At 33.9% G+C, this 931-nt stretch carries 1 protein-coding gene; it reads right to left on the reverse strand.

Translation table 11 applies throughout. The features are described from left to right. Positions 1-7 precede the first annotated feature (7 nt). A partial coding sequence (locus tag EDM02_RS05595) for an Rpn family recombination-promoting nuclease/putative transposase (RefSeq protein ID WP_184891057.1) occupies positions 8-931 on the reverse strand: 924 nt, incomplete at its 5' end.

Below are 931 nucleotides of genomic sequence, written 5' to 3' on the forward strand. Positions count from 1 at the left end.
AACGGTCTCACTGCTTAAGTGTACGAATAAAAGAGATATCAAGCCCAGTAATATGCGCAATAAGGGTAGCATCCATATTATTAGCTAACATCTTTTTTGCTATTTCAAGATTTCTTTTAGTTTTACCCTTTTCCATACCTTCCTCTATACCTTTCTCTATACCTTTCTCTATACCTTTCTCCATACCTTGTATGATTCCTTGTTGCATCCCTTCATCAATATATTTTTGTGCAATGGTTCGCATAATCGTAACGGTTTCTTCTTTAGATAAATGACTAGTAATGATCCGTTCTAATTCTTGTTGTTGCACTTCTGGTAACTTTGTATCAGTATACCATAACAACGTCTTTATACAAAGATAATTTTTTTCTTTATCTATTAGAACGGCATATGGGCATTTTGATAAAAGTTCTGCCCATACTTTTAACAAATCCCGTTTATGAATGTATTTGAGCATATATTCAAACATACCCAACTGTTTTTTCTTTAGGATCTCATCCTCTGGCATGCTTTGTAAATCAATCAGCTGATAATCTTCTGTCATGAGTTTTTTAGCGTGTTCAGGATGACTAAACAATTGCCATAAATTTCTGGGTGCATTATATGTTTTAGCGCCATGATAGATTAAAAGAGGACAGATTAAGGGTAACCCATCTTTTTTTTGCTTATGCCGTTCGCATAATAAAAGTATGTACTTCCATAATCGCAAAGCTATCCAATGGTCTGGTGTAGCTTGCGCCTCAATCAATACATAAACAAAAGCCGTATCGTGGTTTTTGGTTTGTACAGAAAATACAAGATCACTTAATTTTCTCCTTAGATCCTCTTCTACAAAAGATTCTTTTTCTATAGTAATTTTTGTTAAATCTACTATAGCCTTAAAATCAGCTGGTAAATAGTATTCTAAAAACTCCTGTGCAGCTACTGGGTT

It is taken from the genome of Candidatus Cardinium hertigii (assembly GCF_003788695.1).